The sequence below is a fragment of the Pseudomonas halotolerans genome, from assembly GCF_039581215.1.
In the GTDB taxonomy this organism is placed as follows: domain Bacteria; phylum Pseudomonadota; class Gammaproteobacteria; order Pseudomonadales; family Pseudomonadaceae; genus Aquipseudomonas; species Aquipseudomonas tehranensis.
In genome coordinates this window covers 53,442-78,939 of sequence record NZ_JBCNTJ010000024.1, presented here as the reverse complement: position 1 = coordinate 78,939, position 25,498 = coordinate 53,442, and the positions used below count along the sequence as shown (strand labels likewise).

The following is a 25,498-nucleotide window of genomic DNA, read 5'->3' as shown; positions in this document are numbered from 1 at the left end:
GATGAACAGGCTGTAGTAGCGGTAGGCGACCAGGTAGATGGCCACGGCTGCGACGACGATCCAGAGGGCGTTGATCGCCTCCCCCCGACGCAATGCCACGACACCTAGGGCGCTCGCTCCCAAGACGGCCAGCAGGAGCCAGGGTATGTGGCGCAGCAGGCTATTATTATTTGTCATTTTTATATTCCGGCCAGGGTGGACAAGAAAGACAGCCATCGGAGTTTAGCGCTAACGAGAACAAAGGCCAGCCCCCGACCTTCGTCTGCCACCAGCCCAACGGTGACGACGGCGCGCCAGTTGGGTCTATAGTCAATCAATCTCCAGAAAGGAATACGTAATGAGCGAACGCCGCCGCTTCGTACGAATCGAGTTCCATGCCCGGACCGAGCTGAGTCAGGGCGAGGGTGAGGACAAACTGACTTGGCCGGTCGAACTGCTGGATCTGTCTCTCAAGGGCCTGCTGATCAAAAAGCCCGAGCCCTGGCTTGGCAATCCCGAAGAGACTTTCGTCGCCGACATTCACCTGAGCAATGAGGTGGAAGTGCGGATGGAAGTTCGGTTGACCCACGACGACCATGGCCACCTGGGCTTTGTCTGCGAGCATATCGACCTGGACTCCATCGCCCATCTGCGCCGGCTGGTGGAGTTGAACCTGGCCGACCAGGCTGAGCTGGAGCGGGAATTGGCGGCGTTGATTCATATCTGAATCAACAGCGATCCCTTGTGGCGAGGGGATTTATCCCCGCTGGGCTCTGTAGGAGCTGGCGAAGCCTGCGATCTTTTGATCTCTGACCTCTCACCTGGGACTCAAGCGTCGGTGGAAAGATCGCAGCCTCGTTGCACTCGACCGCTCCTACGAGCGCAGCCCAACGTGGATAAATCCCCTCGCCACAGGACCGCGGTATCACTCGAACAACGCATCCAGCGCCTGTTCCAGACGGGTGACGGCAATGATCTGCAACCCCGGCGGTGCTTCCTTCGGCGCGTTGCCCTTGGGCACGATGGCGCGTTTGAAACCGTGCTTGGCAGCTTCCTTGAGTCGCTCCTGCCCGCTGGGTACCGGCCGGACTTCGCCCGACAGCCCCACTTCACCGAACACCAGCAGATCGTGGGGCAGCGGCCGATTGCGCAGGCTGGACATGACCGCCGCCATCAACGCCAGGTCAGACGCGGTTTCCAGCACTTTGACCCCGCCCACTACGTTGAGGAAAACATCCTGATCGTGGGTAGGAATGCCACCGTGTCGATGCAGGACGGCCAACAGCATGGCGAGCCGATTCTGATCCAACCCCAAGGTGACCCGACGCGGGTTCGCCAAATGGCTGTCATCCACCAGCGCCTGCACCTCCACCAGCATCGGCCGGGTGCCTTCCCAGGTCGCCATGACCACGCTGCCCGGCACTTCTTCCTGGGCGCGCGTGAGAAAAATTGCCGAAGGGTTCGAGACTTCTTTCAAGCCCCTGTCGGTCATGCCGAACACACCCAGTTCGTTGACGGCGCCAAAGCGATTCTTCACTGCCCGCAACAATCGTAGGCGACCGTCGGATTCACCTTCGAAATACAACACGGTATCCACCATGTGCTCCAGCACCCGCGGGCCTGCGAGCGCGCCTTCCTTGGTGACATGGCCCACCAGGAAAATCGCCGTGCCACTCTGCTTGGCGTATCGCACCAGCAACGCCGCGCTTTCACGCACCTGGGACACACCGCCCGGCGCCGACTGCAGTTGCTCGGTGAAAATTGTCTGGATCGAGTCGATCACCATGACCTTGGGCTTTTCCAGGCGGGCCGTGGCGATGATGGTCTCGATGCACGTCTCGGTCATGACCCGCAGTTGATCCTGGGGCAGCCCCAGTCGCCGGGCGCGCATGGCCACTTGCTGCTGGGATTCCTCACCAGTGACGTACAGCGCCGGCATGCGCGTGGCCAGGTTGCACAAGGTTTGCAGCAGGATGGTGGACTTGCCGATGCCCGGGTCCCCGCCAATCAGCACGACCGAACCGTCCACCAGGCCACCGCCCAATACGCGGTCGAGCTCGCCGGAGGCGGTGGAAAACCGCGGAATTTCCTCGACGCTGACTTCGGCCAGGGTCTTGATTTGCGCCTGCTGACCGGCCCACCCCGTGCGACCGGTGGGGGCTGCGGCACCGCCACTCTCCACCATGGTTTCGGTCAAGGTGTTCCAGGCACCGCACTCACCGCACTGGCCGGCCCATTTGGGGAAGGTCGAGCCGCACTCGGTGCAGCCATACATGCGCTTTGCCTTGGCCATCTGAACTCCGGGATAAAAACCGCGATGATAGCCCACGCCGGGGTCAGCGCGGGGCCGGCATTCTGATTTCACCGTTGGCCAGCTTCGCAGCGGTATTGCCCAACGGATCCTGGGCCTGCAGGTCCGCCCCTTTGGCCGCCAAGGCGTCGAGCAACTCGACTCGCTTGAACAGGCCGGCGTACATCGCAGCGGTCTGTCCGGCGCCGTTGCGCTGATCCGGACTGCAATCGGTGGACAGTAAACGACGGGCAATCTGCACTTCGCCCTTGAAGATGGCGCCCATCAGCGCCGTATTGCCGCGTTTGTCCTGGGCGCAGGCATCGGCGCCGGCGGCCAGCAGCCGCTCCACCGCTGGGCCATGGCCGTGATAAGCCGCGAGGATCAGGGCGGTGTAGCCCTTTTCATCCTGGGTATCGAGCGCGTAACCGGCCTCGATAAAGGTCTCGAGAATCGGCACATCGCCGCGTCGGGCGGCGTCAAAGTAATAATTCTGCAATTGTTCTTGTACAGCCACCGAGTCGCTAGGCACGGGCTGATCGGCCCACACGCTCAACGACCAGATTGCGAGCATCGAAAACAGGAAGTTACGCAGCATGACATCTCCTTGGCGTAAGACTGCAGATGCAGGGTTGCGGGAGCATGACTTGCCCGCAATGCAGACAACTCGGTCTAGCTTCAGACCGCAGCGCCTGCTTCGCGAGCAAGCTGTGCTCCCACGGGTTATGCACGTGCCAGGCTGTGGATCAATCGCTGAGTTTTTCCGCCAGCGCCTTGACGCGGGCCAGATCGCCTTTGGCAACACGGGCCACGCCCGTGCCATATTCAGGGTCAGCCTTATAGAGGAACGACAGGATGATGTGCTTGCTCTCGTCATCGGTGGTCGCCAGTGACCCACCGAAGCTTTCAATCAGGTCATTGCGCTCTTTCTGGTTGAACGAGCGGTACAGATCACCGGCTTGCTTGAAGTTCTGCTCGCGCTGGATCTTCGCCTGCTGGGTGCTGCCAGTCAGCGCGGTCTCGCTGTAGCGTGCCGTGGGCTGTTCCTGACGCGGCATCAGGCGGCTCGGCTGATAGTTCACCCCGGTGCTGGTGCTGCCTGAGTTCATCGCGCCGTCCTGGTTGCCATTGTTGACCGCCACCTTCGGTGCATTGATGGGCAACTGAAGCGCATTGGGCCCCACGCGATACATTTGCGTATCGGCATAGGAGAACACCCGCCCCTGCAACAGGCGATCTTCCGAAGGCTCGATGCCTGGAACCAGATTGGCCGGCGCCATCGCCACCTGCTCGGTTTCCTGGAAAACATTCGCCGGGTTACGGTTCAAAACCATTTGCCCGACTTTGCGCTCAGGTACACCCGGCCAGATTTTAGTCGCGTCCAGGGGATCAAAATCAAAGGTGGATAGGTCCTGCGGGCTTAGCACTTGGACGTACAAATCCCATTTCGGAAAGTCGCCCTTATTAATATGACTCACCAGATCGTTAGTCATATGGCTGTAATCGTGCCCCTGAACTTTCACAACTTCTTTCGGATCGAGATTTTTCAGGCCCTGCAAACTTTTCCAATGAAACTTGACGTAGTGAACTTCACCCTTTGCGTTCACCAACTTGTAAGCATGCACACTGTTGCCGTCCATTTCACGATAACTGGCCGGCGTACCGGAGTTGGAATACAACTCGGTCAGCGTGCGCGTTGCTTCGGGCACATGAGAAAAGAAATCGAAACGGCGGGCGTCATCATCCAGGTTGGTCCGTGGGTCGGGTTTGAACGCATGGACCATGTCCGGAAACTTGATGGCATCGCGGATGAAGAAGGTCGGGAAGTTGTTACCCACCAAGTCCCAGTTGCCCTCGGCCGTGTAGAACTTGGTGGCAAAGCCACGGGGGTCACGCAGGGTTTCCGGTGAGTGGTTGCCGTGTACAACGGCAGAAAAACGCACGAACACCGGCGTGGCCTGGCCAGCGGCGAAGACTTTGGCCTTGGTCAGGTCACTGAGGTCGTTGGAGACTGTAAATGTGCCATGGGCACCGGTTCCTCGTGCATGGACCACACGCTCAGGGATGCGCTCGCGATCGAAGCGCTGGAGCTTCTGGATCAGTTGCACGTCTTGCAACAAGGTCGGCCCGTCAGGGCCGGCTGTTTGCGAATTCTGATTGTCGCCCACCGCCGCACCGTTATCGCGGGTCAGGGTGGCCGCATTGACGGACAAGGACAACAGGCTGGCGGTGAGCACAAAAAAGGCACGGCGATGGGGGAAAGTCCCGCCGCCAAGGGAAATGTTCATAGGCGTTTCCTCTGATGTTATAGAGCGCATCCATGTGCGCCTTGCAGAGGCTAGTGCTGGAAAAAGAAAAACCTAAATAGAAATGCCGCACCGATCCGATAGAAAAATCCTTATAGGGAATCGGCTCGAGACCACGTATCACGCGCGATTGGTGGCACTTTGTAAACTTTTCGCCCAGACCCGAGTCGATAACTGGAGGTTTGTAAGCAGGCGTTTCGAGCAGGACGCGTTGGGCTGATTTACACTGCCACCATCCACTTCATCTGTCACAAGGAACAACTCATGGGCGTGATTAACGAGTTCAAGGCCTTCGCGGTCAAAGGCAATGTCGTCGACATGGCCGTCGGGATCATCATAGGCGCTGCTTTCGGCAAAATCGTTTCGTCATTCGTGGGCGACGTCATCATGCCTCCGATCGGCCTTTTGATTGGCGGGGTGGACTTCAGCGACCTGGCCATCACCCTAAAGGCGGCACAAGGCGATGCGCCTGCGGTGGTATTGGCCTATGGCAAATTCATTCAAAGCACCATTGATTTCATCATTGTGGCGTTTGCCATTTTCATGGGCGTCAAGGCCATCAACCGCCTCAAGCGCGAAGAAGCCGTGGCCCCCAGCGCTCCACCGGTTCCGACCAAGGAAGAATTGTTGCTGAGCGAAATTCGCGACCTGCTCAAGGCCCAGAACGAGAGGCCCTGACTCACACTTCGCCGCCTGTGGCGTGGTTTTTGTCTCCACGCCACAGGCGCCTTTTTCTACCAATAGTTTTCCACGGCCACCTGACCTGGCCGACGGCTGAGACTCAGATGCAGGCCTCTGGCCTTGAGCAGCTTGCGCGTGTCATCAATCATCTGCGGATTGCCGCACAACATCACCCGCGAGTGTTCCGGCGTCAACTCGATGTCAGCCGCCCTTTCCAACTCGCCATTTTCGATCAGTGTGGTAATTCGTCCGCTGAGTGCACCGGGATGCTGCTCACGGGTGACGGTGGCGATGAAGCGAAATTTATGAACGTAGTCGGCCAGGTAATCGCGTTGGGTCAACCCTTTGATCAGGTCCTGGTACGCCAGCTCGCGTGCCTCGCGAACGCTGTATACCAAGGTGATCCTCTCGAATTTTTCCCATGCTTCGAAATCCTGGAGAATCGAAAGAAAGGGGGCGACGCCCGTTCCCGTGGACAGCAGCCACAAATCGCGCCCGTCAACAAAACGATCCAGCGTCAGGTAACCAAAGGCCTGGCGATCCACCAGCAGGCTGTCGCCTGGCTGCAGCCGGCTAAGTTCGCTGGTGAACTCGCCATCCGGTACCACGATGGAAAAAAATTCGAGGAATTCATCGAACGGCGAAGACACCATGGAATATGCCCGCCAAACGATAGTGCCATCCGCTTTGGTAACCCCCAGCCGGGCGAACTGGCCCGCCTGAAAACGAAAACCGCGATCCCGTGTGGTACGCAACGTAAACAGATGAGGTGTTACTGGCTGCACGTCGAGCAAGGTTTGCCGGGTAAACTTTTCTGAGCTGTCGATCATGAGCCACTCCAAGGGGACAAGACTTACAGTGTCCCGCAAAGTGAGGCCCTTCACCACTGACAGCGAATAGTGGCACTTTAGCTACTATCACCCCCCGTGCCGAATATATCTTCTACCAGACTTATACAAAGCGACATCTACTGTAAAATCAAACTCGATTAGTTTATGTCTTAAACATGTCAAACTGTAACCAAACAAAAAAAAGTTCACTCAAAATTAAGAATAGTCCTACACTAAAAATTCGCATCATGGATTGGATCCGCATGGACGAACTCAACCCAGGAGAAAGCGATGGACAAGTGGAAGGACTTGCTGTTGAGGAAGTTATCCTGTGAAAAGGACTTGCAGACGGCCTATCGTCTGGTCCTGAATTTCTTTAACAATCAGGGATTTGAATATTGTGCATTCTCAGCTTATCTCGGAAGCCCAGACAAGCATACCAACAGGGTGAACCTGAATAACTACCCTTATGGATGGGACAGACTTTATGAACAAAACGGCTATGCCTTGACTGATCCATTAGTAGCACATTGCAATCAATCACCGCTTCCTATCTTGTGGGATGAGACTGTCTTTGCTCAGGCCCCCAAGTTGTGGCGCGAACTTAATCGACAGGGACTCAAGTATGGCTGGACCCAGGCCGTTCATGATGAACAGGGGGCACATTGCAGCCTTTTCAGCCTGGCCCGGACTCATTGTCCCATCGATATCGACGAGCACTACGCAAATCTCGGCTATGCCATTTTCGCCAGTCAAAGACTGCATGCACTGGCCAGCAAAAAACTGGCTGATGCTGTCGTGACCCCACAAAAATGTCATTTATCACCCAGAGAGATCGAAGTATTGAGGTGGTCGGCCGAAGGCAAGACAGCCTCGGAAGTGGGCAGAATCCTTTGCCTCTCCGAGCGCACCGTGAACTTTCATGTGTGCAGTTGCATGCGAAAGCTGAACGTCAACAACAAAATCTCAGCGGTAGCCAAAGCGGCCCACATCCATGTGATCTGAACCGTATGGCGTTCTTACCCACCTGAAAAACCCGCGAGTAATGCCTGGCAAAAAAACGTACCATTTACGGCTCCACTTGAATGATGACGCGCCAAGCACGCGACGCAGTTCATTCAGGCGGTCCCGCTGAGACACCTGCCCCAGGGCAGCGGGACATTCGTTGATCTCCAGAGTCCCAGCCATGCCCTTGCTCGACAGTCCCTTCGCCCAACTTGACCTGATCCGCCAACCCGAACAGCAGAATGAACCGCTGCAAGCTTTCGACGCGGCCGATGAATACCTGCTCGCGTATCTGGCCGAGCAATCGCCGCTCGCCGCTACCCGGGTCCTGGTTCTCAATGACAGCTTTGGTGCCCTGGCGGCGAGCCTTGTCGGCAAGGTTGAAGTCATCAGCAGCAGTGACTCGTACCTGGCCTTGCATGCGCTGGAGAAAAACCTGGTGCGCAACGGCCTGCCCTTCGATGCGCTGCCGACGTTGCCGGCCAGTGAGCCGTTGACCGGGCCTTTTGACCGCGTCCTGATCAAAGTGCCGAAAACCCTGGCCCTGCTGGAAGAACAATTGATTCGCCTGCAAGGCCAACTGGCCCCTGGTGCCCAGGTGATTGCCGGGGCTATGGTCAAGCATCTGCCCAGGGCCGCCGGTGACCTGCTAGAGCGTTACATTGGCCCGGTGCAGGCTTCGCTGGCCGTGAAAAAAGCTCGCCTGTTGATCGCCACGCCACAAGCGCTATCGCCACAAACCCGAGTGCCGGCCACATCGCCGTACCCCACTCGCTACTGGCTGGAAGAACCGAAGATCGAATTGCTCAACCACGCCAACGTGTTCTGTCGCGAAGGCCTGGACATTGGCACCCGGGCATTTCTGCCACACCTGCCAAAGAACTTGGGCACCGCCCGCGTCGCGGACCTGGGGTGCGGCAACGGTGTACTGGCAATCGCCAGCGCCCTGCAGAATCCCGAGGCCGACTACACCCTGGTGGACGAGTCGTACATGGCCGTGCAGTCGGCCACCGAAAACTGGCGCGCCGCCCTGGGCGAGCGTGAGGTGACAATACGGGCCGGGGACGGTCTGGCCGGGCAAGAGGCGCAGTCATTGGATGTGGTGCTGTGTAATCCTCCCTTCCACCAACAGCAGGTGGTGGGGGACTTCCTGGCCTGGCGAATGTTTCAGCAGGCGCGCGAAGCACTGGTGGTCGGCGGCGCGCTGTACATCGTCGGCAATCGGCACCTGGGCTACCACAGCAAACTGGCGCGGTTGTTCCGGGGTGTCGAACAAGTGGCCGCGACCCCGAAATTCGTCATCCTCAAGGCCCGCAAATAATCTAGCCTTCCGGGGAGAGTCAGTGGGTGGTGAGCCCCGCGGCATTCATGAACATCCGCATCAGGCTGGCGACAATAAACAGCGCCAGCACACTGCCGGCCCAGATCAGCGCCAGCCAGCCAAGCCGCTGCCAGAGCGGCTTCTTTTCAGCCGCTTCGATGTCTTTCAAATCAGGCTTGGCCATTTTCAGTGCCTCGCTTTTCAATCAATGGTAGCCGTCGTCATGGGTCACCTTGCCCCGGAACACGTAATAGCTCCAGAAGGTGTACACCAGGATCAAAGGAATGATGAACAACGTCCCGACCAGCATGAACCCCTGGCTTTGGGGCGGTGACGCCGCATCCCAGATAGAGATGGACGGTGGCACGATGTTCGGCCACAAGCTGATACCCAGGCCGCTGTAACCAAGGAAGATCAGTGCCAGCGTCAGAATGAACGGCGTGTAGTTGGCATTGCGGGCAACGGCGCGAAACAACCCATACATGGTCACCAGCACCAGGATCGGCACCGGCAGGAACCAGAACAGATTCGGCAGGGTAAACCAGCGCGCCGCAATATCGGCGTGGGCCAGCGGAGTCCAGATACTGACGATACCGATCACCGCCAGCACCCCGAACGCCAGCGGCCTGGCCAGGTTATGCATCTGCTCCTGCAACTTGCCTTCGGTTTTCATGATCAGCCAGGTGCAGCCGAGCAAGGCGTAGGCGACGATCAAGGCCAGGCCACAGAAGACGGTGAACGGTGTGAACCAGTCCAGGGAGCCGCCGGCGAACTGGCGATCGACCACTTCGAAGCCATCGATGAACGCCCCCAGCGCCACGCCCTGGAAGAAGGTGGCCGTCAGGGAACCGCCGATGAACGCCTTGTCCCACAGATGGCGCTTGTCAGCCTTGGCCTTGAAGCGAAACTCAAAGGCCACGCCGCGAAAGATCAGGCCGATGAGCATCAGGATCAACGGCAGGTACAGCGCCGAAAGCACCACCGAATAAGCCAGCGGGAACGCTCCGAACAGGCCCGCACCGCCCAGTACCAGCCAGGTTTCGTTACCGTCCCAGACCGGTGCCACGGTGTTCATCATCACATCGCGATCACGCTCGCCCTTGATGAAGGGGAAGAGAATGCCGATGCCCAGATCAAAGCCATCCATGACCACGTACATCATGATGCCGAAGATAATGACCACGGCCCAGATCAGCGGAAGATCAATACCCATGACTCAATTCCCCTTGTGCGAGCTGACGTTGTGGTCCGGTTCGTCGTCGCCATCGTCGGCGGCCGACAATGGACGGGCCGGGGTGCGTTTCTGGCCTGGGCCACCATCGGCCGGCTCGTCTTCGTGGGCTTCCGGCCCTTTGCGCACCAGACGCAGCATGTAGCTCAGGCCCGCTCCGAACAGCGCGAAATACACCACGACGAACAGCACAAGCGTGATACTCATCTGGGCAAAGCTGTGGCCGGACGAAGCATCGGCCGTGCGCATCAGGCCGTAGACCACCCAGGGTTGGCGGCCGATTTCGGTGGTGAACCAGCCCGCCAGGATCGCAATCAGTCCGGACGGGCCCATCCACAGCACCATGTAAAGAAAGGGTCGGGACTGGTAGAGCCGATCGTTGCGGCGCAGCCACAGGCTGCACAGGCCGGTAAAGATCATCAGGAGCCCCAGGCCCACCATGATCCGGAACGACCAGAACACGATGGTCGAATTCGGTCGGTCTTCAGGTGGGAACTCCTTGAGGGCCGGCACCTGCTTGTCCAGGCTGTGGGTCAGGATCAGGCTGCCCAGATACGGGATTTCCACGGCGAACCGGGTCTTCTCAGCCTGCATGTCCGGCCAGCCAAACAGAATCAGCGGGGTTGGCTCGTTGCCGACGTTTTCCCAGTGCCCTTCGATGGCCGCGATCTTGGCCGGTTGATGCTTGAGGGTATTGAGCCCGTGGAAGTCGCCGATGACCGCCTGTATCGGCGCCACCAGCAACGCCATCCACATCGCCATCGACAGCATGCGGCGGATGGCCGGGGTATCCCGACCGCGCAACAAGTGCCAGGCTGCTGACGAACCGACGAAAAACGCCGTGGCGACAAACGCGGCCGTGGACATGTGCAACAGGCGATAAGGGAACGAGGGGTTGAACACCACCGCCAACCAGTCCACCGGGATGACCCGACCATCGATGATTTCGTAACCCTGAGGGGTTTGCATCCAGCTGTTGGAGGACAGAATCCAGAACGTCGAGATCAGCGTGCCGATCGCCACCATGACCGTGGAAAAGAAATGCAGGCCGCGCCCGACGCGATTCCAACCGAACAGCATGACCCCCAGGAACCCCGCTTCAAGGAAGAACGCCGTGAGCACCTCGTAGGTCAGCAGCGGCCCGGTGACCGCGCCGGCGAAGTCAGAGAAACGACTCCAGTTGGTGCCGAACTGATAGGCCATGACCAACCCGGATACCACCCCCATGCCGAAGTTGACGGCAAATATTTTCGACCAGAAGTGGTACAGGTCGCGGTAGGTGTCGTCGCGGGTCTTGAGCCACAAGCCCTCGAGCACCGCCAGGTAACTCGCCAGGCCGATGGTGATGGCCGGGAACAGGATATGGAACGAGATGGTGAACGCGAACTGGATTCGGGCGAGATCGAGCGCCTCCAAACCGAACATAAGTCTTCCTCTGTCAGGTAAAACCGGCTGCGGGCGGGGCTTGCATCGCAACCTCCAGGGATATGGAGTGCGACGCTTTTCAAATCGTTCTTTTTTTAAACCGTCACAACGCAGGAACATGGCCGGATGGCCGCCAGCCCAAGGCCCGGAGGGCATTGACCTGGATCAAGCAATGTTCAAAGAGTAGTCGCATTATGGCCGATGGACGGCGTGGTCTTTTGTCGCGTGACAGGTTGTCTCAGTGCGCGATAGAGCTGTGGGCATCGGTGAAGTCTCTTGTGGCGTGGGGATTTATCCGCGCTCTGTGGGAGCAAAGCTTGCTCGCGAAACAGTCACCTCCGATATCTGAACGACCGCGTCGCCCTCATCGCGGGCAAGCCTTGCTCCCACACAGGGATAATTCCCTCGCCACAAAAATCGCATCTCGATCTAAATCGATGCTTGGCTAACTATTTTTCCTGCAACCGCAACCTCCGGTTACAACTCGGTGATAATCTCGATGCCCTCATCATCGGACCCGTCATAGATGCCCAGCCAAGCGCCATTGCTGCTCCGCCACCATCGCCCCTTCATCGCCTTCTGGCTGGCCCGTATCTTCACCGCCAGTGGTTTCCAGATGCTCACCGTGGCCATCGGCTGGAACCTCTATCAACTGACCGGCAACGTTTTGGACCTGGGCCTTGTCGGGTTGGTGGAGTTCGCTCCCCGGGTACTGTTCATGCTGCACACCGGGCATGTGGCCGACCGCTATGATCGCCGCAAAGTCGCGGCGATCTGCCAGTCGTTGCAGGCAATGATTGCCCTGGCGCTGGTCATCGGCAGCGCCACTGATAACGTCACGCGGGAGATGATCTTCATCCTCGCCTTCCTGCTCGGCGCCGCTCGCTCGTTTGAGATGCCCACCACCCAGGCGCTGCTGCCGAGCATCGTGCCGGCCGCGCTGTTTCCCCGCGCCGTCGCCGCCGCGCAGTCGGCCCAACAGTCAGCGACCATCGTCGCCCCGGCCCTGGGCGGCCTGCTCTATGCCTTTGGCAGCGTGTGGGTCTATGGGCCGACCGTGTTGCTCTACGTCATCGCCTGCTGCTTGATGCTCAACCTGCCCGCCCGCCAGACGCCGCTGAATAAAGGCAAGGCAACCATGGATTCGTTGCTGGCCGGGATTCGCTTCATTCGCAGCCGGCCGGACATTCTCGGGGCGATTTCCCTGGACCTGTTCGCGGTCCTGCTGGGCGGCGCCACGGCGCTGCTGCCGGTGTTCGCCAAGGACATTCTGCTCACCGGCCCTTGGGGTCTGGGCCTGCTGCGCTCGGCACCGGCGGTGGGGGCTTTGCTGATGTCGCTTTGGCTGGCGCGGTTTGCCGTGGAGCGCAAGGTCGGTCGAGTGATGTTCACCGCCGTGGGCGTGTTTGGCGTCGCCACCATCGCCTTCGGTCTCTCCACTTCATTCTGGTTCTCGTTGGCAGTGCTGGTGGTGCTGGGCGCGGCAGACATGATCAGCATGGTGATCCGCGCCTCCTTCGTGCAGTTGGAAACGCCGGACGAAATGCGCGGCCGGGTCAGCGCGGTGAACGGGCTGTTCATCGGCGCCTCGAACCAGTTGGGCGAGTTCGAGTCCGGCCTGACCGCCCACTGGTTCGGCACCGTGCCGGCGGTGGTCATGGGCGGTGTCGGCACGCTGGTGGTCACCGGGGTCTGGATCAAATTGTTCCCGACCCTGGCCAACCGTGACCGGATGCACGAACCGGTAGAAGCCGCGAAAACCTAAAGCAATTTATCGAGTGTGATGGGAAAGTCCCGGACCCGCTTACCGGTGGCATGATAAATCGCATTGGCCACGGCCGCCGCCACACCGACAATGCCGATCTCACCGACACCCTTGGAGCCGAGGGCATTGACGATCTCGTCGCGCTCATCGACAAACACCACGTCAATGTCACCAATGTCCGCGTTAACCGGCACGTGGTACTCGGCCAGGCTGTGGTTCATGTGCCGGCCGAGGGCGTGGTCGGTCAGGGTTTCTTCGTGCAACGCCATGCCCACGCCCCAGACCACGCCGCCAAGGATCTGGCTGCGGGCGGTTTTCGGGTTGATCACCCGTCCGGCGGCGATGGCGCTGACCACCCGATTGACCTTCACCGTGCCCAAGTCTTCATCCACCAACACTTCGACAAACACCGCCGAATGCGTCGCCGTGGCGTAGGCTTGGCGTTTTTCCTCCGGCTCGGCAGTGACCTGAACCTGCAAGGGCACTTCGCCGCTTTTTTGCGCCAACTCTGCCAACGAAACACAGGCATCGCCCAATTGGAGCTGGCCGTCGGCAAACGTCACTTGCTCAAAGGTCGCGCCGGCAAAGGACGGACAGGTCTGCCGCGCCACAGCCAGCAGTTTTTCCTTTAAGGCTTCACAGGCCTGCTGCACGGCGGTGCCCACCGACGAGACGGTGAACGAACCGCCCTGCAGCGGCGCAGTCGGCAGCGATGAGTCACCGAGGATAAAAGTGACATTTTCAAGGGAAACGCCTGACGCTTGGGCGGCGATCTGGGTCATGACCGTATAGGTGCCGGTGCCGATGTCAGTGGTGGCGCTGCTGACGGTCAACTTGCCGGTGGCGTCCAACGACGCTTTGGCGCTGGCTTTCTGCTGCATGGCCTCCCACACACCGCCCGCCATGCCCCAACCGACCAACTGCCGACCTTCACGCATGCTGCGCGGTTCCGGGTTGCGCTTGTCCCAGCCGAAACGACGGGCACCTTGGGCATAGCATTCACGCAACTCCTTGCTGGAATAGGGTTTGCCTTCGTTCTCGTTACGCTCGGCATAGTTGAGCAACCGCAGTTGGATCGGGTCGATCGCCAGGGCACAGGCCAGTTCATCCATGGCGCACTCCAGACCGATCAGTCCCAGGGCAGCGCCAGGGGCGCGCATGTCCAGCGGCGTATAGACGTCCAGCGGCACCAGTTTGTAGGTCAACTCAACGTTGTCGCAGTGATAGAGCATGCCGCTCCACTCCACGACATGTTCAGTGAAATCTTCAAACCGTGAGGTCTGGCCGATGGCCGTATGCGCCACGGCCAGCAGCCGCCCGTTGGCCGCGGCCCCCAGTTGCACGCGCTGAAAGGTCCGTGGCCGATAGCCAAACGTAAACATCTGCTGACGCGTCAGACTGACCCGCACCGAGCGCTTGAGCGCCAGCGCCGCCATCACCGCCAGGGGCAGTTGATACTGTGGCCGCAGCCCGGAACCGAAAGCGCCGCCCACATAGGCGGCAAATACGCGCACCTGGTCTTGCTCAAGCCCGAAGACCTTCTGCACATAGGCCTGGCAGTTTTGCGTGCCTTGAGTCTTGTCATGGATGTGCAGGCTGCCGTCAGGCTGATACAGCACGGTGGAGGCATGAGGCTCCATCGGGTTGTGGTGTTCGATCGGTGTGCTGTAGGACACGTCCACACTGAGGGCCGAACTGGCGTACTCGCCCTGAAAATTCCCACGGGGCTTGGGCAATTCGGCCGGTGCCGGATGGGCTTCGTTTTGCAGGATTGCCAGATCGGTCTGATGGTCCTGGGCTTCATATTCGATTTCAATCAGCGAACCGGCGTAGCGGGCCAGCTCGAGATTTTCAGCGATCACCAAGGCCAATGGCTGGCCACTGTAGAGTACCTGATCGTTATACAGCGGTCGGAACGGCGAACCCTCCGCCGCATCGGCGTCTTGGTAAGGCTCGTCGTAGCTGGCGATCCTGGGGCGGTTGGTGTGGTCGATCACCGTGACCACACCGGGCAACGTCAACGCTCGGCTGGCATCGATGCGCAGCACGCGGCCACGGGCGATGCTGCCGGAGACGACACTGCCGTGCAGCAAACCGTCCTCGGGGTATTCGCCGGCATATCGGGCCTGGCCGGTGACCTTGAGCAGGCCATCGACCCGGTCCAGCGGTTGCCCTATGGATTTGCTCGAAGCATTCATCAGGCGTGTCCTCCCACCAGTGCGGCATCGCTCAAAGCGCGGACCACTGCACGGCGCGCCAGTCTGACCTTGAAGCCGTTATGTTCCAGCGGCTCGGCGTTTTGCAACAGCGCGTCAGCGGCAGCCGTGAAGGTTTCGCGGCTGACGGTCTGGCCGCTCAGCCAACTCTCCACGGCCCGGTCGCGCCAGGGTTTGTGAGCAACGCCACCCAGGGCCAGGCGCGCCTGGCGGATCACCGGTCCGTCCAGCTCCAGCGCCGCCGCCACCGAAACCAGCGCAAAGGCGTAGGACGCCCGATCGCGAATTTTCAGGTAATGGCTGTGTTCAGCGAAACCGGCGGCAGGTAACTCAATGGCGGTGATCAGTTCATCATCGGCCAGTTGGTTGTCCCGTTCCGGGGCATCGCCGGGCAGGCGGTGAAAGTCAGCGAACTCGATGGTCCGTGCCCCGCCTCGACCGATAACATGGACAACCGCCTCCAGGGCAGCCAGCGCCACACACATGTCGGAAGGGTGCGTGGCGACACATTGATCACTGGCCCCAAATATCGCGTGCATACGGTTCAAGCCGTCCCTAGCCGGGCAACCGCTGCCGGGGCGCCGCTTGTTGCACGGCACGTTTGCGTCATAGAAGTAATAACAGCGGGTGCGTTGCAGGAGGTTACCGCCGGTGCTGGCCATGTTGCGCAACTGCGGCGAGGCACCCGCCAGGATGGCCTGGGAGAGCAGCGGGTAGCGGCGCTGGATCCAGGGATGCCAGGCCAGGTCGGCATTGCTCACCAACGCGCCGATCATCACCCCGCCGGAAGGGGTTTCACTGAGGTCCGCCAGGGGCAGCCCGGTAATGTCGATCAGGTGCTCGGGGCGGGTGAGGTTTTCTTTCATCAAGTCCAGCAGGTTGGTGCCACCGGCAATGAAGCGGGACACCGGGCTCGACAAGTCGACGGCGGCCTGCACGGTGTCGGGCTTGCTGTAGTGGAAAGGGTTCATTGATCACCTCCCTGCTGCTGGCAGAGCGGCAATGCCTCTTCGATAGCGTCACGGATGTTGTTGTAGGCGCCGCACCGGCAGAGATTGCCACTCATCAGCTCGCTGATCTGCCCGCCCGTCTGTGCCCGGCCTTCGTTGGCCAACCCCACCGCAGAGCAGATCTGCCCAGGCGTGCAGTAACCGCACTGGAAGGCGTCGTGCTTGATGAAAGCCTGCTGCATGGGATGCAGCTGATCACCGTTGGCCAACCCCTCAATGGTGGTCAGCTCAGCGCCGTCGCACATCACTGCCAGCGTCAGGCAGGCGTTGATCCGCTTGCCGTCGCGCAGCACCGTACAGGCGCCACATTGACCGTGGTCGCAGCCTTTCTTGCTGCCCACCAGATCCAGTTGCTCACGCAGCAGGTCCAGCAGCGTGGTCCAGGGCAGCACGTGCAGTTCGCGTGCCTGGCCATTGAGCGTCAAGCGAATCGGATGGCGGACGAAGGACGCCTGTGTCGTTTCGGACAAGGTCGCGCTCATAAACACCTCACGGTTAGTCGTACACTCGCGGCGTTTTCGCAAACCGCCGTCATAAGGGGTACGACTTCGGGGTGGGGTGAGCGTTCAAGGCAATTTCGACGCGCCGAAAAAGCGTTAGCCATCGCGGGACACACAGATTTATCTGGCACGTGCGGTATCTATGTACCGCACCGAGTGTAATGTATCGCCTTACACTCGATTCCATGATTAAATCCTTCCGACACAAAGGCCTCAGGATCTTCTATGAAACGGGTTCGACCCGTGGAATCCGGGCTGACCATGGAAAGCGCCTGGCTCGCATGCTCCAGTTCATGGACCGGGCGCAGTCGCCTGACGACTTGGATATCCCCGGATGGCGACTGCATCCGCTCAGGGGTGAGCGGGTTGAATACTGGTCGCTGAGCGTTTCGGGAAACTGGCGAATTATTTTTTGTTTTAGCGGTTCGGATATCGAACTGGTCGATTATCTGGACTATCACTGACAGGAGGCTGGAACATGCCCATGCACAATCCGCCACACCCTGGCGAAACGCTACTGATGGATGTGTTGCCCGAACTGGGCATCACAGTCACCGAGCTGGCGCGGCATTTGGGCTTCGCCCGGCCGCATCTCTCTCGGGTATTGCATGGCCATGCCCCCGTCAGCCCCGATCTGGCAGTGCGCCTGGAACGTGCCGGGATCGGCAAGGCCAGGGTCTGGCTGGGCGTCCAGACGGACTATGATCTGTGGCAAGCCGAACAACGTGAACACCCCTTGATCGAACCTTTCCTACAGCACGCTTGACGCCCGTCAGGCCAGCAACTCCGCCGCCACCACACCCCTCACGCCCTTGCCGCTGAGTTGCTCCACCAGCGTCAAGGCAAACGCCAGCGCGGCGGCCGAGCCTTGGGCGGTGACGCAGTTGCCGTCCACTACCACCGGCTGATCGACGAAATTGCAACCGGACAGTTGCTGGCTCACGGCGGGCAGGCAGGTCATGCGGCGCTGGCGCAGTACGCCGAACGCTTGCAAGGCCAGGGCCGGGGCTTCGGCAATGGCGGCGAAGACACGTCCGGCGGCGGCCTGGTCCTTGACCAATTGTTGCAGAGGCTGGTGCGCCGCCAGGTGTTGAGCACCAATGATGCCGCCCGGCAGGACGATCAGGTCAAAGTCCTGCGCCAACAAGTCCACCAGCATGCCATCGGCGGTCAACCGCGTGCCACGGGCGCAAGTCAACATCCGCCGCCCTTCGATACTCGCCACCACCACTTCGACCTGAGCCCGGCGCAGCACATCGATCAACGTGACGGTCTGCAAATCGTCGACACCTTCGGCGACGGCAACCAGGGCTCGGGGGATCTTGGTTCCAGGAATCATGGGCGCTCTCCGCTGGGTGATGCTTGTAGTGTAGGAGTTGCCGAAGGCTCGGGCCGGGTTCGGACGATCTTTTGACCTTCGGCTTGGGACTCAAGCGCCGGGGAAAAGATCGCAGCCTCGCTTCGCTCGACAGCTCCTACAGGGGACCGACGGGTCATTTTATGTACAGCTGGGTCGCCATCCGGTTGCCTGGGGCGTTGATCGACTGGTTGCTGAAGCTGAAGGTACCTTCCTGCTTGCCCTTCAGATCGAAGATGTACAAATAGCCGACCGTTTGAGTCCCGTTCGAGCAGTCATTCAGGTTGCCATTGCTGAACGCACACACCGGCGAGCGGGTGCCATCGACGTCAAAGCCGTCCAGCGTGACATGGGGCTGACGGCCATAACCCACCTCCAGCACATAGACCTTGATACTCGGGCCGCTGTGATTGCAACGAGTCTGCGCCTGCCCTTGGGCGATGTCTTCGAAGCCACAGGCGGGCGACTCGACCTTGAGCACCTTGACCTCGCTCAGGGGCGGCGCCGAAGCGGCATTGACGACCTGCGAATGCAGCCCCAGGCCCAGCGCACATGCCCATGCGGCCAACAGGTGTTTTTTCATACGATGCATAAAGACCTCCCGGAACCGCGCGCAGTATGGCCCACTTGGCGCGTCGGCAAAACATCGACGAGGATCGCAGCCATTGCGCCACGCTGCTGGTATGATGCGCGGCTTTTTCCGACCCGCAGAAAATTCCCGAGCGCCCCTGGCGGTCTGTGCTTTGCTGTTGAGGTCGATACATTCACGGCGCCCGGCGCGCCACGGGGAGCAGACATGCTGGAAAGGCTGTTTCAACTCAAGGCACACAACACCAACGTGCGGACCGAGATTCTGGCGGGCGTCACGACCTTCCTGGCCATGGCCTACATTCTGTTCGTCAACCCGAGCATCCTCGGCGAAACCGGCATGGACAAGGGCGCGCTGTTCGTCGCCACCTGCCTGGCGGCGGCCATCGGTTCCGCAACCATGGGGTTGATCGCCAACTACCCGATCGCCCTCGCGCCGGGCATGGGCCTGAACGCCTTTTTCACCTACACCGTGGTCCTGCACATGGGCCATACCTGGCAGGTGGCGCTGGGCGCGGTGTTCATTTCCGCCGTGTTGTTCTTCCTGCTGTCGATCTTTCGCATCCGCGAATGGATCATCAACAGCATCCCGCTGCCCCTGCGCTCGGCGATCGCCGCCGGTATCGGCCTGTTCCTGGCGCTGATCGCGCTGAATAATGCCGGCATTGTGGTGAAAAACCCGGCGACCCTGGTTGGCCTCGGTGATCTGAAACAACCGGCGCCGATCCTCGCTACCCTCGGTTTCATCCTGATCGTCGGCCTCGAAGCGCTTAAGGTGCGCGGAGCGGTGCTGATCGGCATCCTGGCGGTCACCCTCGCCTCGATCCTGATGGGCTTCACCCCGTTCGGCGGAATCATGTCGATGCCGCCATCGCTGGCGCCGACCTTCCTGCAACTGGACATCAAGGGCGCCCTGGACATCGGTCTGGTGAGCGTGATTTTCGCCTTCCTGTTCGTCGACCTGTTCGACAATTCCGGCACCCTGATCGGCGTCGCCAAGCGCGCCGGACTGATGGGCAAGGACGGGCACATGCCGAAAATGGGCCGGGCGCTGATCGCCGACAGCACCGCCGCCATGGCCGGCTCGCTGCTGGGCACCTCCACCACCACCAGCTACATCGAGTCGGCAGCGGGCGTTAGCGCCGGCGGGCGCACCGGCCTGACCGCCATCGTCGTGGCGGTCCTGTTCCTGCTGGCGCTGTTCTTCTCGCCACTGGCCTCCAGCGTCCCGGCCTTCGCCACCGCACCGGCGCTGTTGTTCGTCGCCGTGCTGATGACCTCGGGCCTGGCGGAAATCGACTGGGACGACATCACCGTGGCCGCTCCCGTGGTGATTACCGCGCTGGCGATGCCGTTCACCTATTCCATCGCCAACGGCATTGCCTTCGGCTTCATCGCCTGGACCGCCATCAAACTGGTGTCTGGCCGTGGCCGTGAGCTGAACCCGGCGCTGGTCATCCTGTCGATTCTGTTCGTGATCAAGTTGGGTTGGTTCAACGCATGACTTTTGATTCCCAGGCCTACGCCGCTCAACTCCAGGACAAGGTCAGCCGCTTGCGTGACCTGCTGGCCCCGTTCGAGGCACCGCAGCCTGCGGTGTTCGACTCACCGCTGGAGCACTTCCGCCTGCGGGCTGAATTCCGCCTGTGGCGCGAGGCCGGCGAGCGGCATTACGCGATGTTCTCCCAGGACGACAAGCGCACGCCGATCCTCATCGAGCAGTTCCCCATCGCCAGCCTGCGCATCAACCAGTTGATGCCGCAACTCAAGGCGGCATGGCAGGCCAGCGCGCCCCTGAGTCATAAGTTGTTCCAGGTGGAGTTCCTGACCACCCTGGCCGGCGATGCGATGATCACCCTGTGTTACCACCGCCCGCTGGATGAGCACTGGCACGCAGCGGCCACGAAGCTGGCGAGCGACCTCGGTGTGAGCATCATCGGTCGCTCCAAGGGCAAACGGGAAGTGATCGGCCATGACTACGTGGTGGAGAAGCTCGACGTGGGCGGCCGCACGTTCAGCTACCGCCAACCTGAAGGCGCCTTCACCCAGCCCAACGGCACCGTGAACCAGAAGATGCTCAACTGGGCTTATGAGGCATTGGGTGATCGCAGTGATGATCTGCTGGAGCTGTACTGCGGCAACGGCAACTTCACCCTGCCTCTGGCCACCCGCGTGCGCAAAGTGCTGGCGACCGAAATCAGCAAGACGTCGGTGAACGCTGCCTTGAGCAACCTCAGCGAAAACGCTGTGGATAACGTGACGCTGGTGCGCCTGTCAGCCGAAGAACTGACTGAAGCCCTGAATGAAGTGCGACCGTTCCGGCGCTTGCATGGCATCGACCTCAAAAGCTACGAATTCGGCAGCGTCTTCGTCGATCCGCCCCGCGCCGGCATGGACCCGGACACCTGCGAACTGACCCGGCGCTTCGACAATATCCTGTACATCTCCTGCAACCCCGACACCCTCGCCGCCAACATCGCGCAACTGCACGATACCCACCGCATCACCCGCTGCACGATGTTCGATCAATTCCCCTGGACCCATCACATGGAATCCGGGGTGTTGTTGACCCGGCGGTAAGCACAGCCCCCCGTGGCGAGGGAGCTTGCTCCCGCTGGGCTGTGCAGCAGCCCCAAGCTTTTTGCGGTTGCTGCGCAACCGAGCGGGAGCAAGCTCCCTCGCCACAATTTCCACCTCAAAAACTTACCGTGCCTGCGGCCGTGTTCGATCATCGAACACTTATTGCCCGACGCCAGCGGCTTTGTTTGACCAAATTAACCATCTAGTACAATTTATCTCCACCGGCGAAAATCTGCCGACATCAACAATAAAAATTGTGGAGAAATTGCCATGCCTCCGATCGTTCTGGTGCTCAACGGCCCGAACCTGAACCTGCTCGGCACCCGCGAGCCGGCCACCTACGGTCACGAAACCCTGGCCGACATCTCGTCTTTGTGCGCTCGCACGGCTGAAGCACTCGGCCTGGCGGTGGAGTTTCGCCAGACCAATCAGGAAGGCGAACTGCTGGACTGGATTCACGCAGCCCGGGGCCGGTGCGCCGGCATCATCATCAACCCGGCAGCCTGGACCCACACCTCGGTGGCGATTCGTGACGCCCTGGTCGCCAGCGAAGTCCCGGTGATCGAGGTGCACCTGTCCAACGTCCACGCCCGCGAAACGTTCCGCCACCACTCCTTTGTTTCATCGATCGCCATCGGCGTGATGTGCGGGTTTGGCAGCCATGGTTATCGCCTGGCGCTGGAACATTTCAGTCAGCGGTTGAAGGGTTGATGAGCATGTCGAATATCACCGTGCTTGCCGGCCTGATTGGTGCGGGCATCCAGGCTTCGCGCACTCCAGCGCTGCATGAGCGCGAGGGCGATGCCCAGGGCATGCGTTACCTCTACCGACTGATCGACCTGGACGCCCTGGAACTCGACAGCGGCGCCCTACCCGATTTGCTCAAGGCCGCCGAGCGCATGAACTTTACTGGCCTGAACATCACCTTTCCCTGCAAGCAGGCAGTCATCCCTCTGCTCGATGAACTGTCGCCCGAGGCCAGGGGCATTGGCGCGGTGAATACGGTGGTGTTCAAGGAGGGCAAACGCATTGGCCACAACACCGACTGCCTGGGGTTCGCCGAAGGGTTTCGCCGCGGCCTGGGTGAAGTGGCACGCCAGCACGTGGTCCAGATGGGTGCCGGTGGTGCAGGCGCGGCGGTGGCCCACGCGCTGCTGGCAGAAGGCACACAGACGCTGAGCATTTTTGATGTGGAAGTCAGCCGCGCCGAAGCGTTGGCCGACAACTTGAATCAACACTTTGGTCCTGGCCGCGCCCGCGCCGGGCATGATTTGCCTGGCGCCATGGCCGAGGCGAACGGCCTGGTGAATACCACGCCCATGGGCATGGCTAAACTGCCGGGCATGCCGGTGCCGGTCGAACTGCTGCGGGGCCAATTGTGGGTCGCGGAAATCGTCTACTTCCCACTGGAAACCGAACTGCTGCGCCATGCACGTGCGCTTGGCTGCCGCACGCTGGACGGCGGCAACATGGCAGTGTTCCAGGCGGTGAAGGCGTTCGAGCTGTTCAGCGGCGTGGCGCCGGATGCGCAGCGGATGCTGGAGCATTTCCAGAGCATGAATCACTGAACCTGAAGCATCCCCTGTGGGAGCGGGCTTGCTCGCGAATGCGCTGGGTCAGTAAGCCAATATGTGACTGACACACCGCATTCGCGAGCAAGCCCGCTCCCACATCAGGTTCAGAGTCAGGCCTGCAGATACCGCAATACCGACTCACAAATCATCTGGCGATGACGCTGCTTGATCGCTTCGTCCGGCAAATCGATCTGGAAAATCTCACCGAATGTGTGGCGATTGGACACGCGGTAAAAGCAGAACGAATTGATCAGCAGATGCACATCCAGCGGTTCCAGACCGGCGCGAAACACCCCCTCTTCGGCACCTCGACGCAGGATCACGCCCAGGGAATCAAGGATGGTATTGGTCATCGCCTTGATGGCGCCCGATTGCTTGACGTACTCGGCGTTGTGGATATTTTCGATGCAGACGATGCGCACGAAATCCACATTGCGGTCATGGTGGTCGAAGGTGAATTCCACCAGGCGGCGAATCGCATCGACCGGGGCCAGTTCCGCCAAATGCAGGCGGCTCTCGGTGTTGCGGATATCACCGTAGAGTTTTTCCAGCACCTCGACGTACAACTGCTCCTTGCTGCCGAAGTAGTAGTAGATCATGCGCTTGGACGTGTGAATGCGCTCCGCAATGGCATCGACCCGGGCGCCGGACAGGCCCTGCTGGACGAACTCGACGATGGCTTCCTGAAGAATGTTTTCCCGGGTTTTCTCCGGATTGTTCTTGCGACTCTTGCGCGGCTCGACGACAGGTTCGTCGAGGTCTGCGGAAAGCTCTGAATTCATAGTCATCGCGGGGCTCACGGCCATCACTGCACAGGTTGGCGATTATGGGCCGCACCGCGCAGTCAAGCCAAGCCACGGGGTTGCCCTTTACCGCCGCATTTACGATTTCCCTACAACTTGGCGTGCCGCAAGCCACCGCTACGGGACTTGGCCATGGCCGCCAGCCGCACCGCGACATTGGCGGCGCCGTAGCCGGCATAACCGTTCTTGCGCTGGATGATTTCAAAGAAGAAGCGCCCTTCGAACGGCTCGGTGTAGACGTGAAACAACTCGCCGCCCTGGGCGTCACGGTCGTACAACACGTTGAAATACGCCAACTCGCTGAGAAACTCATCGTCGAAATCGAAACGCGCCGCCAGATCATCGTAATAGTTGAGCGGAATATCCAGCAACGGCACACCGGCCTCTTTGGCGCGGCTGACCTGGGCAAAGATGTCATCGCAGTCGAAGGCGATGTGGTGCACGCCGGAACCGCGATAGCTGGACAAGGCATGTGAGATGGCGGTGTTGCGGTTCTCGGAAATATTGAGCGGCAACCGGATCGAACTGCAACGGCTACGCAGGGCGCGGCTCTTTACCAGGCCATACGGATCGGGCAACACCACTTCGTCGTCGGCTTCGAAATCCAGCAGACTCTTGTAGAACAGCACCCAGCTGTCGAGGCTGTCGGCCGGCAGCGCCATCGCCATGTGGTCGATGCGCTTGAGTCCGGCCCCGATGACAGCCCCCGGTTGCAGGTTGAAATCGGTGCCGTAGACGTCGGCGTCCTGATCCACCAGGTAAATCAGGCTGCCGTCCGGTGCGCGCACCGCCGCCAACTCCAGTTCGTTGGGCCCCACCAGGCCGCGATAAGGCTGGCCCTTGTAGGCCACGGCTCGCTCCAGGGCGCTGGCGCTGTTTTTGACCCGCACGGCGGTGGCGCATAACGACGGCCCGTGGGCTTCGAAAAAACTGTGGGCAAACGAATAGGGTTCGCAATTGAGGATCAGGTTGATATCGCCCTGGCGCAGCAGGCTCACGTTCTTGGAGCGATGCTGGCCGGCCTTGACGAACCCCAGCCGCTCCAGCCAATGGGACAGCTTCGCGCCAAGGTTGTCGTCCACCGCAAACTCAAGGAACTCGATACCATTGTATTCGCTGGCCGGCGGTGTGGCGAAGAGGATGTCAGCATGGCTCGCCGGCTCGGCCTCTTCGGCCAGCCGCTGGCGAGTCTTCTCCTCCAGATACAGCAATGAACGCAGGCCGTCGGCGGCATTGGCCCGTGGGGGGGCAGCGCGGAAACCGTCGTTGAAAATCTCCAGCGACAGTGGCCCGGTGTAGCCACTCTTGATGATCGGTGCCAAAAAGCCCGGCAGATCGAACTCACCCTGGCCCGGGAAGCAACGGAAGTGCCGACTCCATTCCAGGACATCCATCGTCAGGATCGGCGCATCGGCCATTTGCACGAAGAAAATCTTGTCGCCGGGAATCTGCGCAATCGCACTCGGATCGCCCTTGAGAGACAAAGTATGGAAGCTGTCGAGCAACACACCCAGGTTGGGGTGGTCGGCCTGGCGCACGATGTTCCAGACCTGTTGATAAGTATTGACGTGTCGGCCCCAGGCCAACGCCTCGTAACCGATGCGCAAGCCTCGCGCACCGGCTCGCTCGGCCAGCAATCGCAGGTCATCCACCAAAATCTGCTCATCACCCAGGCTGTCGGCCGAGGCGTTACTGCACACCAGCACCAGGTCGGTGCCCAGTTCCTGCATCAGGTCGAACTTGCGCTCGGCCCGCTCCAGATTGCGCGCAAGGCGTTCGCGCCGACACCCTTCAAAGTCCCGAAACGGCTGGAACAGCGTGATGGCGATGCCGAGGTCGGCGCACATCTGCCTGATTTCCCGAGGGCTGCCATCGTAATAGAGAAGGTCGTTTTCGAAGATTTCCACCCCGTCGAATCCGGCGGCGGCAATGGCTTCAAGTTTCTCCGGCAGGGTACCGCTCAAGGACACGGTGGCAATGGAACGCTGCATGACTTCGGCTCCCGGGACAGGCATCGGCTACACACAGGTGTGCCGC

Annotated in this window: 25 protein-coding genes and 1 pseudogene; 11 read left to right on the top strand and 15 right to left on the bottom strand. The window is 60.4% G+C overall.

What is annotated here, in order from left to right; genetic code table 11:
• Nucleotides 1-177 (bottom strand): annotated as a pseudogene (locus AAIS01_RS24875) (carbon starvation CstA family protein); the annotation flags it as partial.
• Between the two features lie 160 nt (nt 178-337).
• Here AAIS01_RS24875 and AAIS01_RS24870 point away from each other — a divergent pair.
• The gene (locus tag AAIS01_RS24870) at nt 338-706 is read left to right on the top strand and encodes a PilZ domain-containing protein (protein ID WP_343471122.1); all 369 of its coding nucleotides are present in this window, start codon (nt 338-340) and stop codon (nt 704-706) included.
• Nucleotides 707-904: 198 nt separating this feature from the next.
• Here AAIS01_RS24870 and radA read toward each other — a convergent pair whose 3' ends face one another.
• The 3 genes from radA to katB form a co-directional block, all read right to left on the bottom strand.
• Nucleotides 905-2,272, bottom strand: coding sequence for a DNA repair protein RadA (gene radA, locus AAIS01_RS24865; protein ID WP_343471121.1), 1,368 nt, complete (start codon nt 2,270-2,272; stop codon nt 905-907).
• A gap of 43 nt (nt 2,273-2,315) precedes the next feature.
• On the bottom strand, nt 2,316-2,843 hold the full coding sequence (locus tag AAIS01_RS24860) for an ankyrin repeat domain-containing protein (protein WP_431191946.1): 528 nt from the start codon (nt 2,841-2,843) through the stop codon (nt 2,316-2,318).
• A gap of 172 nt (nt 2,844-3,015) precedes the next feature.
• The gene (gene katB / locus AAIS01_RS24855) at nt 3,016-4,557 is read right to left on the bottom strand and encodes a catalase KatB (protein ID WP_343471120.1); all 1,542 of its coding nucleotides are present in this window, start codon (nt 4,555-4,557) and stop codon (nt 3,016-3,018) included.
• A 282-nt stretch (nt 4,558-4,839) separates the two neighbouring features.
• Between katB and mscL the strand changes: the two genes are divergently transcribed.
• The gene (gene mscL / locus AAIS01_RS24850) at nt 4,840-5,253 is read left to right on the top strand and encodes a large-conductance mechanosensitive channel protein MscL (RefSeq protein WP_047229580.1); all 414 of its coding nucleotides are present in this window, start codon (nt 4,840-4,842) and stop codon (nt 5,251-5,253) included.
• 56 nt (nt 5,254-5,309) lie between these two features.
• On the opposite strand, the gene AAIS01_RS24845 is transcribed toward mscL, so the two are convergent.
• The gene (locus AAIS01_RS24845) at nt 5,310-6,086 is read right to left on the bottom strand and encodes a ferredoxin--NADP reductase (protein WP_343471126.1); all 777 of its coding nucleotides are present in this window, start codon (nt 6,084-6,086) and stop codon (nt 5,310-5,312) included.
• A 291-nt stretch (nt 6,087-6,377) separates the two neighbouring features.
• Between AAIS01_RS24845 and AAIS01_RS24840 the strand changes: the two genes are divergently transcribed.
• Nucleotides 6,378-7,091, top strand: coding sequence for an autoinducer binding domain-containing protein (locus AAIS01_RS24840; RefSeq protein ID WP_343471119.1), 714 nt, complete (start codon nt 6,378-6,380; stop codon nt 7,089-7,091).
• Between the two features lie 181 nt (nt 7,092-7,272).
• Nucleotides 7,273-8,412 (top strand): methyltransferase, encoded by a 1,140-nt coding sequence (locus AAIS01_RS24835; RefSeq protein ID WP_343471118.1) that lies wholly within the window; start codon nt 7,273-7,275, stop codon nt 8,410-8,412.
• A 19-nt stretch (nt 8,413-8,431) separates the two neighbouring features.
• Here AAIS01_RS24835 and AAIS01_RS24830 read toward each other — a convergent pair whose 3' ends face one another.
• From AAIS01_RS24830 to AAIS01_RS24820, 3 genes are read right to left on the bottom strand one after another with little or no spacing between them, the layout of a single operon-like run.
• Entirely contained in the window at nt 8,432-8,596 is a 165-nt protein-coding gene (locus tag AAIS01_RS24830) for a DUF2474 domain-containing protein (RefSeq protein WP_076386412.1), read from the bottom strand.
• 21 nt (nt 8,597-8,617) lie between these two features.
• Complete coding sequence (gene cydB, locus AAIS01_RS24825) at nt 8,618-9,625, bottom strand: cytochrome d ubiquinol oxidase subunit II (RefSeq protein WP_343471117.1); 1,008 nt, start codon at nt 9,623-9,625, stop codon at nt 8,618-8,620.
• Nucleotides 9,626-9,628: 3 nt separating this feature from the next.
• Nucleotides 9,629-11,068: a cytochrome ubiquinol oxidase subunit I gene (locus tag AAIS01_RS24820; protein ID WP_343471116.1), complete on the bottom strand. Its 1,440-nt coding sequence runs from the start codon at nt 11,066-11,068 to the stop codon at nt 9,629-9,631.
• Nucleotides 11,069-11,594: 526 nt separating this feature from the next.
• Between AAIS01_RS24820 and AAIS01_RS24815 the strand changes: the two genes are divergently transcribed.
• Nucleotides 11,595-12,833, top strand: a complete 1,239-nt coding sequence (locus tag AAIS01_RS24815) for an MFS transporter (protein WP_343471115.1) — start codon at nt 11,595-11,597, stop codon at nt 12,831-12,833.
• Here the strand turns inward: AAIS01_RS24815 and AAIS01_RS24810 are convergent.
• From AAIS01_RS24810 to AAIS01_RS24800, 3 genes are read right to left on the bottom strand one after another with little or no spacing between them, the layout of a single operon-like run.
• Nucleotides 12,830-15,031, bottom strand: a complete 2,202-nt coding sequence (locus AAIS01_RS24810; RefSeq protein ID WP_343471114.1) for a xanthine dehydrogenase family protein molybdopterin-binding subunit — start codon at nt 15,029-15,031, stop codon at nt 12,830-12,832. The two genes, AAIS01_RS24815 and AAIS01_RS24810, sit on opposite strands and share 4 nt — an antisense overlap.
• Nucleotides 15,031-16,020, bottom strand: coding sequence for an FAD binding domain-containing protein (locus tag AAIS01_RS24805; protein ID WP_343471113.1), 990 nt, complete (start codon nt 16,018-16,020; stop codon nt 15,031-15,033). Before AAIS01_RS24805 ends, AAIS01_RS24810 begins: the two co-directional genes overlap by 1 nt.
• Nucleotides 16,017-16,541: a (2Fe-2S)-binding protein gene (locus AAIS01_RS24800; protein ID WP_343471112.1), complete on the bottom strand. Its 525-nt coding sequence runs from the start codon at nt 16,539-16,541 to the stop codon at nt 16,017-16,019. The genes AAIS01_RS24805 and AAIS01_RS24800 overlap by 4 nt, the downstream gene beginning before the upstream one ends.
• Before the next feature lie 203 nt (nt 16,542-16,744).
• Here AAIS01_RS24800 and AAIS01_RS24795 point away from each other — a divergent pair, with 203 nt between their 5' ends.
• A complete protein-coding gene (locus AAIS01_RS24795; protein WP_343471111.1) occupies nt 16,745-17,023 on the top strand; it encodes a type II toxin-antitoxin system RelE/ParE family toxin in 279 nt (92 codons plus the stop codon).
• 14 nt (nt 17,024-17,037) lie between these two features.
• Entirely contained in the window at nt 17,038-17,325 is a 288-nt protein-coding gene (locus AAIS01_RS24790) for a HigA family addiction module antitoxin (protein WP_343471110.1), read from the top strand.
• Nucleotides 17,326-17,331: 6 nt separating this feature from the next.
• Here the strand turns inward: AAIS01_RS24790 and AAIS01_RS24785 are convergent, their stop codons facing one another.
• Together AAIS01_RS24785 and AAIS01_RS24780 are read right to left on the bottom strand one after the other, a co-directional pair.
• On the bottom strand, nt 17,332-17,898 hold the full coding sequence (locus AAIS01_RS24785; protein ID WP_343471109.1) for a DJ-1 family glyoxalase III: 567 nt from the start codon (nt 17,896-17,898) through the stop codon (nt 17,332-17,334).
• A 154-nt stretch (nt 17,899-18,052) separates the two neighbouring features.
• Nucleotides 18,053-18,508, bottom strand: a complete 456-nt coding sequence (locus tag AAIS01_RS24780) for a DUF4879 domain-containing protein (RefSeq protein ID WP_092402330.1) — start codon at nt 18,506-18,508, stop codon at nt 18,053-18,055.
• A 204-nt stretch (nt 18,509-18,712) separates the two neighbouring features.
• Here AAIS01_RS24780 and AAIS01_RS24775 point away from each other — a divergent pair, with 204 nt between their 5' ends.
• The 4 genes from AAIS01_RS24775 to AAIS01_RS24760 all read left to right on the top strand — a co-directional run bounded on the left by AAIS01_RS24775 (nt 18,713) and on the right by AAIS01_RS24760 (nt 22,652).
• Entirely contained in the window at nt 18,713-20,008 is a 1,296-nt protein-coding gene (locus AAIS01_RS24775) for an NCS2 family permease (RefSeq protein WP_343471108.1), read from the top strand.
• Nucleotides 20,005-21,084, top strand: coding sequence for a tRNA (uridine(54)-C5)-methyltransferase TrmA (trmA, locus tag AAIS01_RS24770; RefSeq protein ID WP_343471107.1), 1,080 nt, complete (start codon nt 20,005-20,007; stop codon nt 21,082-21,084). Before AAIS01_RS24775 ends, trmA begins: the two co-directional genes overlap by 4 nt.
• A 270-nt stretch (nt 21,085-21,354) precedes the next feature.
• Entirely contained in the window at nt 21,355-21,795 is a 441-nt protein-coding gene (gene aroQ, locus AAIS01_RS24765) for a type II 3-dehydroquinate dehydratase (RefSeq protein ID WP_343471106.1), read from the top strand.
• Nucleotides 21,796-21,800: 5 nt separating this feature from the next.
• Nucleotides 21,801-22,652 (top strand): shikimate dehydrogenase, encoded by an 852-nt coding sequence (locus tag AAIS01_RS24760; protein WP_431191945.1) that lies wholly within the window; start codon nt 21,801-21,803, stop codon nt 22,650-22,652.
• Nucleotides 22,653-22,768: 116 nt separating this feature from the next.
• On the opposite strand, the gene AAIS01_RS24755 is transcribed toward AAIS01_RS24760, so the two are convergent.
• Nucleotides 22,769-23,446, bottom strand: coding sequence for a TetR/AcrR family transcriptional regulator (locus AAIS01_RS24755; RefSeq protein ID WP_343471104.1), 678 nt, complete (start codon nt 23,444-23,446; stop codon nt 22,769-22,771).
• A gap of 104 nt (nt 23,447-23,550) precedes the next feature.
• Complete coding sequence (quiC, locus tag AAIS01_RS24750; protein ID WP_343471103.1) at nt 23,551-25,452, bottom strand: 3-dehydroshikimate dehydratase QuiC; 1,902 nt, start codon at nt 25,450-25,452, stop codon at nt 23,551-23,553.
• Nucleotides 25,453-25,498 lie beyond the last annotated feature (46 nt).